Source organism: Saccharopolyspora sp. NPDC000995 (assembly GCF_053599315.1).
This window is the reverse complement of sequence record NZ_JBSFLZ010000104.1, coordinates 20,659-27,145: the sequence shown is the minus strand read 5'-3', so window position 1 is coordinate 27,145 and position 6,487 is coordinate 20,659. Positions and strand designations below refer to the sequence as shown.

The 6,487-nt window shown below is 68.2% G+C and carries 7 protein-coding genes; 5 read left to right on the top strand and 2 right to left on the bottom strand.

Annotated features, from left to right (window positions below):
* The first annotated feature begins 87 nt into the window (after positions 1 to 87).
* Positions 88 to 972, top strand: a complete 885-nt coding sequence (locus ACWDKQ_RS27020) for a serine/threonine-protein kinase (protein ID WP_450141574.1) — start codon at positions 88 to 90, stop codon at positions 970 to 972.
* Positions 973 to 1,037: 65 nt separating this feature from the next.
* On the opposite strand, the gene ACWDKQ_RS27015 is transcribed toward ACWDKQ_RS27020, so the two are convergent.
* Entirely contained in the window at positions 1,038 to 1,856 is an 819-nt protein-coding gene (locus ACWDKQ_RS27015) for a universal stress protein (RefSeq protein WP_450141573.1), read from the bottom strand.
* 156 nt (positions 1,857 to 2,012) lie between these two features.
* Between ACWDKQ_RS27015 and efeU the strand changes: the two genes are divergently transcribed.
* From efeU to ACWDKQ_RS26995, 4 genes are read left to right on the top strand one after another with little or no spacing between them, the layout of a single operon-like run.
* The gene (gene efeU / locus ACWDKQ_RS27010) at positions 2,013 to 2,855 is read left to right on the top strand and encodes an iron uptake transporter permease EfeU (RefSeq protein WP_450141572.1); all 843 of its coding nucleotides are present in this window, start codon (positions 2,013 to 2,015) and stop codon (positions 2,853 to 2,855) included.
* Entirely contained in the window at positions 2,852 to 3,235 is a 384-nt protein-coding gene (locus tag ACWDKQ_RS27005) for a cupredoxin domain-containing protein (protein ID WP_450141571.1), read from the top strand. The genes efeU and ACWDKQ_RS27005 overlap by 4 nt, the downstream gene beginning before the upstream one ends.
* Before the next feature lie 58 nt (positions 3,236 to 3,293).
* Positions 3,294 to 3,512 carry a ferritin-like domain-containing protein gene (locus ACWDKQ_RS27000; protein WP_450141570.1) on the top strand — a complete coding sequence of 73 codons (219 nt, stop codon included), beginning with the start codon at positions 3,294 to 3,296 and terminating at the stop codon, positions 3,510 to 3,512.
* Between the two features lie 37 nt (positions 3,513 to 3,549).
* Entirely contained in the window at positions 3,550 to 3,921 is a 372-nt protein-coding gene (locus ACWDKQ_RS26995) for a ferritin-like domain-containing protein (protein WP_450141569.1), read from the top strand.
* A 57-nt stretch (positions 3,922 to 3,978) separates the two neighbouring features.
* Here the strand turns inward: ACWDKQ_RS26995 and ACWDKQ_RS26990 are convergent, their stop codons facing one another.
* Positions 3,979 to 6,318: a heavy metal translocating P-type ATPase gene (locus ACWDKQ_RS26990; RefSeq protein ID WP_450141568.1), complete on the bottom strand. Its 2,340-nt coding sequence runs from the start codon at positions 6,316 to 6,318 to the stop codon at positions 3,979 to 3,981.
* Positions 6,319 to 6,487 lie beyond the last annotated feature (169 nt).

Below are 6,487 nucleotides of genomic sequence, written 5' to 3'. Positions count from 1 at the left end.
GGCGACCACCACAGGCCGTCACCCCGGCTTCCGCCTAGTTCCTACCACAAGCCCCATCCAAGGGCTCGCACGGAAGAGGGTGCACTAGTGACCACTTCGACTTCGCCCGCACCACTGCGCCGAGGCCAGGAGATCGCCGCGGGCTTTCCGGTGATCGAGCACATCCGGCGGGGCGAGGCATACGACACCTACGACGCATGGAGCACCCGGCGCCACAGCCGGTGCTTCATCAAGGCCGTGCGTCCCGACTGCGCAGCCCGCGCCGAAGCGTGCGAAAGCCTCGTGGTCGAAGGGAACCTGCTGCTGACGTGTACGCATCCGCACATCGTGCGCGCGTACGAACTCGCGGAGACGGCGGACGGTTCGCCGGTGCTGATCATGGAGACGCTGGCCGGGGCGAGGCTGGACAGCTTGCTCGACGGCGGGAAGCGCCGCCTTACCGCACGTGAACTCGGCTACCTCGGGCAGCACGTGTGCTCGGCGATCCGCTACCTGCACGACCGCGGCTACCTGCATCTGGACCTCAAGCCCGGCAACATCATCGCGGAGTGCGGCCGCGCGCGCGTCATTGACCTGAGCCTGGCCCGGTCACCGGGCCCCAGCTGCGGCGGGGTCGGCACGCCGTGCGCGATGGCGCCGGAACAGGTCCGCGGCGGGATGCTCGGGCCGGCGACCGACGTCTGGGCGATCGGCCTGGTGCTCTTCGAAGCCGCGGCCGGATTCAACCCCTTCGAGGTGCCGGGGCAGTCGCAGCGGACCGGGGCGGAGCTGTTTCCCCAGCTGGAGACGGCCGCGCCGCCCATCCGCGCTTCGCGGCGGCTGCCTCGAGCGCTGGCGGATTCGATCGACGGTTGCCTGCGGTCGGACCCCGATCAGCGCCCGACGCTGGTGCAGCTCGATGCGGTCCTCGCCACGATCACCGGCGACGGGGACCTGCGGACTCTCGACGGTGCCGCGGCCCCGGAGCGCTGATCGTCCGCCCGGCCGTTCTCACCTTCCCGGGTCTTCACCGACTACCGTCGGCCGACGATCGGGAGTCAACCGGGAACCACGGCGACTGGGCACGGCGCGTGGTGCAGTACACCACGGGCCACCGATCCGACCAGCAGTCCAGTGAACCCGCCGCCCCCGCGGTGACCGAGGACCACAAGTTGCGCGTGCTCGGCGGCCTCGTGCAATGCCTGGACTGGAGGGATGTTCGACACCACCTGGCGTACGACCACGTCTGGGTAGGACCCGGCCAGGGTTGACAGCTGTTCGGCTAGTCGTTTCTTGGCGTGGGCCAGTAGCTCGTCGCGATCCGGATGGTCGTAGGGGCCGGGGATGAAGTAGGCATTCGGCAGCGCTTGCAGCGCCACCAGCTCGCTGCGCCGGCGATTCGCGGCGTCGAACGCGAACCGCAACGCCGGTTGACATCCGGGCGAGTCGTCGACACCGGCGACGACCGGTCCTGGCAGGTCCGCCCCGCCGCCAGGCACGACGACCACCGGGGACGAGGCATGCGTGGCGACTGCGGCGCTGGTCGAACCGAGCAACGCGTCCCGGAATGCGCCTTGTCCTCGGGAGCCCACCACGACGAGCTGCGCGGAAGCCGATCGGTGCACCAGCTCTTCGGCGGGATGGCCGTAGGTGACCTCCTCGGAGATCTCCAGCTCACTCACGGACTCCTGGCAGCGGTTGCGGATGTCGTGCACCACTTCCTCGGCGTACGGCTTTCGAGTGGGATCGTTGTTGACCAAGACCAAGATTAGCGGTGCCGACAGGAGCTGCGCTTCGCCCGCTGCCCACAACGCCGCTTGCATGGACGATTCCGAGCCGTCCACGCCGACCACGAGGGGCCGCTTAGCTCGCGTCATTGTTCGCGCCTTCCGCGGTGGTCGTGCCACGACGCTGAACACGCTGCCAACCACGGGCGCCGCACGGATAGGGCCGATCGGCCCTGGAGCTCCGCAACCCCGTTGTGAATAAGGTGAGGCTTACCTGAAGTCTTAGTTGTTGAAGGAAATTTGCGAATGCTGTTCAGCAATGCGTTGATCGGGATGCGGGAAGGGCTGGAGGCCGTTCTCGTGGTCAGCATTCTGGTCGCTTTTCTCGTCCGCACTGAACGCCGTCGCGCGCTCCCGTTGGTGTGGGCCGGGGCTGGTATCGCGGTGGCGCTGTCGGTAGCGGTGGGTTCGGTGCTGTCATACACCGCGGCGACGCTCAGCTTCGAGGCGCGGGAGGCCTTCGGTGGGATCGCCTCGATCATCGCGGTCGCCTTCGTCACCGGCATGGTCTTCTGGATGCGCCGCGCCGGCCGCACTCTGGCCGCCCAGCTGCGCGGGCAGCTCGACGAGGCGTTGCGTCTCGGCCCGGTCGCCGTGGCCGCCGTGGCGTTCCTGGCGGTGGCCCGGGAGGGCATGGAGACCGCGGTGTTCTTCTTCTCGAGCGTGCAGGCCGCCGGCGGCACCGTGTTGCCGCTAATCGGGTTCCTGATCGGTATCGCGGTCGCGATCCTGCTCGGCTGGCTGCTCTACGCCGGGGCAATCAAGATCGACCTGTCGAAGTTCTTCAATGTCACCGGCGTGCTGCTCGTCCTTGTCGCCGCTGGCGTCCTCGCCTACGGCGTGCACGATCTGCAGGAAGCCGGGCTGCTGCCCGGACTGCACGTCCTCGCCTTCGACGTCAGCGAGTACGTCCCGCCGGCGTCCTGGTACGGCGCGCTGCTGAAGGGGATCTTCAACTTCTCCCCGCAGACCACCGTGGTCGAGGCCCTCATCTGGGTCGGCTACGTCGCGATCGTCCTCCCGCTGTTCCTCCGCCCCCACCGCGGTGTCCGCAGGCCCGCCGAGATCCGCACCAGGGAGGCAAAGTGATCAACAAAGCCCGCACCCTAGTTCCCGTACTCGGCGCGGTCCTGCTCGTGGCCGGATGCGCCCACCAGCCCGGCGGCGGCACGCCCGGCGCGATCACCGTCGAGGCCTCCGACGATGCCTGCCAGCTGTCCGCGACCTCAGCCGCGGCCGGCACGATCCGCTTCGACATCATCAACAAGGGCAGCCAGGTCACCGAGTTCTACCTTTACGCCGAGGGCGGCCGGATCGTCAGCGAGGTCGAGAACATCGGCCCCGGCCTCAGCCGCCAGCTCGTCGCCGAGGTGCCGCAGGGCGGTAAGTACACGACCGCGTGCAAGCCCGGCATGAAGGGCGACGGCATCCGCGGCGAGTTCACCGTCACGGAGCCGGTTACACCCTGATCGGGCGCCGTGCACTGTTTCAGCGCATGCGGGAGCGTCGTCGCCGCAACAATTTTCGGTGGGCAGCGATCGCGCAACGGGCCCGCGCTTTCGCGCTCACCGCCACTTCGCCGTCGCGGTTACCTATGAATGCGGTTGTGAAGAAGATCGAGCCCGCGCCTCGCGTGCCCAGAACCTGTTGGAAGAGCAGGTGGGCAACGAGCTCAACGCGTCGCAGCAGTACTTGGCGTGCGCGGTGTGGTTCGACCAGCGCAATCTGCCCCGGCTGGCCGCGTAACTTTTACCGGCAGTCGGTGCGCAAGCGCAATCACGCGATGAGAATCGTGGGAGTACGTGATCGACAAGGACGTCGCGGTGGACATTCCGGATGTGCAGGCCGTCCGCAACGTTCTTTCCGATCCCGCGAACTCATCGCGCTCGCCCTGGAGCAGGAACGCGCCGTGACCGAAGAAGTCACGACATTGTCCCGGGCCCTGGGCGAGGAAAGCGACCACCTCGGCGAGCAGTTCATGCGCTGGTTCCTCTCCGAGCAGGTCGACGAGGTCGCGCAGACGACCACGATGCTGAACATCACCGATCGCTGGCAAGGCAACGTGTTCGACTTGGAGGACTACCTCAAACGGGACCCCGCCGGGGACACCAGGTACGAACCGACCGCCCCGCGCGCCGCTGGCGGGAAGCTGTGACGAGGGCACAAGTACGCACCAACAAGGCTGGTTCGGGTCGAGCGGAGCTGTCGGACGTCAAGAATCGCGGTCGGTGTCTGCGAGCGCGAAGTAGTTCTCCTCTTCCTGGGTGAAGTGCAGGCGCAGCACGGCGTGCAATCCGTACAGAGTGGCGAGAAGGTCCTCGATCTGGTCGTCCCCGATGCGGCCGTGGGATTCCGCCAACTTCAGGTGAGCACCGATCCTCCTGCTGAGCCGGTCGATCTCGGCGTGCATGCGGCTCATAGTCGCGGTGGCTTCGCTGCCACCCAGAGCAGAGGCGATGGCGGGGTAGAGATGAGTTTCCTCAGCTCGTTCATGCGGGACGAGCTGCTGGTCCAGGAACGCTCTCGTCTGGCGAAGCGCTACAAGCGCTTTCGTCGAACCGGGGGCTTGCGAAACGAGGTCTGCGGTGTCACGGATCAGGTGCAGGGTTTCACGGAGCTTCTCCTGTTCGGATGCGAAGCGGTGCAGAAGGTCCTCCGTGGAGTGTGGCACGGCTAGCTCGCCGCGGTGGCTTCCGCGCAGCGCACGTAGGGCATTGACGATGACCGCGACGTCGATACCTTCCTGCAGCAAGGCGCCAGCCGCCGGTGGCAACCAGCCGACGGTGGCAACGCCCATGGCGATGATCGACAGGCCCATGCCGATGGCGGCACTTTGCACGGCTATGCCGCGGGCTCTGCGGGCGATGCTCATGGCGTCGGCGACGCGGTCGAGCCGGTCCGTGGTGAGTACGACATCGGCGGCCTCTGATGAGGCGGTCGAGCCGCGTGCGCCCATCGCCATACCGACGGTCGCCGCAGCGAGGGCGGGAGCGTCGTTGACGCCGTCGCCGACCATGATGGTGATCGCCGTTTCGCTTTCATCGCGGACGCGGGCCACCTTTTCTGCGGGGGTCTGCTCCGCGTGCACCCAGTCCAATCCCAGCACGGTGGCTACCTCCCGGGCGGGTTCGGCGCGGTCGCCGGTGAGCATGACAAGGCGGCGTAGCCCGGCTTTCCGCAGCCGCCTGAGAGTCCTAGGGGCGTCCCGGCGAAGCGGATCGCGCAGCAGCACGGCGCCCCGAAGTTCGCCTTCGCAACTGACCCAGGCGATGGCTGCGGCGTCGAGCATGGCTCGGTTGAGCACGGCGTCGGTCCAGCGGGGTCTGCTTTCGGGCAGTGCGAGTTTGCCGACTTCGACGCGTTTGCCATCGACGATGCCCGTCATTCCTCGGCCGGGTTGTTCCCACGCGTCGCGCGGTGGGGCCAGCGAGAGCTGCTGTCGGCGAGCGTGCGCGACGATGGCTTCGGCGAGGATGTGCGGGGACGCCTGGTCCAGCGAGGCGGCCAGCCGGAGCACCTCCGCCGCGTCGACAGCCGGAGCGGCGATGACATCTACGACGGTTGGGCGCCCTGCGGTCAAGGTGCCGGTCTTGTCCATGATCCCGGTGGTGGCGTGGCCGAGGTTCTCCAATGCCGTGCCGTCGCGGATGATCACCCCGACCCGGGAGGCGCGGGACATGCCGGATACGACGGCTACTGGGACTGCCAGCAGCAGCGGGCAAGGCGTGGCGACCACCAACACGGCGACGGCGCCCACCGCGGAGCCCGTGATCAACCAGGCGGCGCTGGCCAGGAGCAGGGCCAGGGGCAGGAACCACGCCGCGTACCTGTCGGCGAGCCGGACGATGGGTGCCCGCTCCGCACCGGCCTGTCGTGCCAACCGGACGATCCCGGCGTACGTGCTCTCTTCGGCAGTGGCACCGACCCGCAAGTCGAAGGCTGGGCCCGCGTTGACGCCACCGCTGCGAACGGGCTCTCCGGCTACTCGCTCGACGTGGGCGGACTCGCCGGTAAGCACCGCCTCGTCGAGGACCGCGGCACCGCCGCCGACCCAGCCGTCCACTGGCACGACCTCGCCGGGGCTCACCAGCAGCAGGTCCCCGGCGCGCACTTGTTCCACAGCAACAGTTTCGAGCGCATCGCCTGTGTACCGGTGTGCGAAGCGGGGCGCGTGTTCCAGCAGCGCACGCAGGTCGTGGGAGGCCCGGCGCTGCGCTGCGGAATCCAGAGCCTGCCCGGAGGCCAGCATGACTGCGATCAGCGAACCGGCGAGGTACTCGTGAACCGCGAGGGTGCCGCCGAGCGAGAGCACGGCGATGAGATCGACCCCGGTGTGGCCGCGCCACAACGCAAGGGCCATCCATCCCAACGCGGGCACGATCGCGACCGCGGTCCCGGCCATCCACGCCGCATCCGCCGTCCCGGTAGAGCCAACCGCCCAGGCGATGACGCCGATCAGCAACGCACTCGTCGTGATGGCGAGGAGGATCGGCTCCAACCAAGACCGAAGGCCGTGCGCGGCGTGCTGCTGTGCTGAGCGTGGTTCGGACATGACCGGCATACCTCCGCGGTCAGGCGTACCCCGCGCGGCGCGGACCCACACCTGAAACGGGTGACGCAAAGCACCGTGACTGGGTGACGAAGGGTTGCACCGGCAGCCGCCCGGGGGCAGGCGCAGCGGCCGGTACTCCCATCACCGGGCTGCCCGAAGCCTTGTCCTC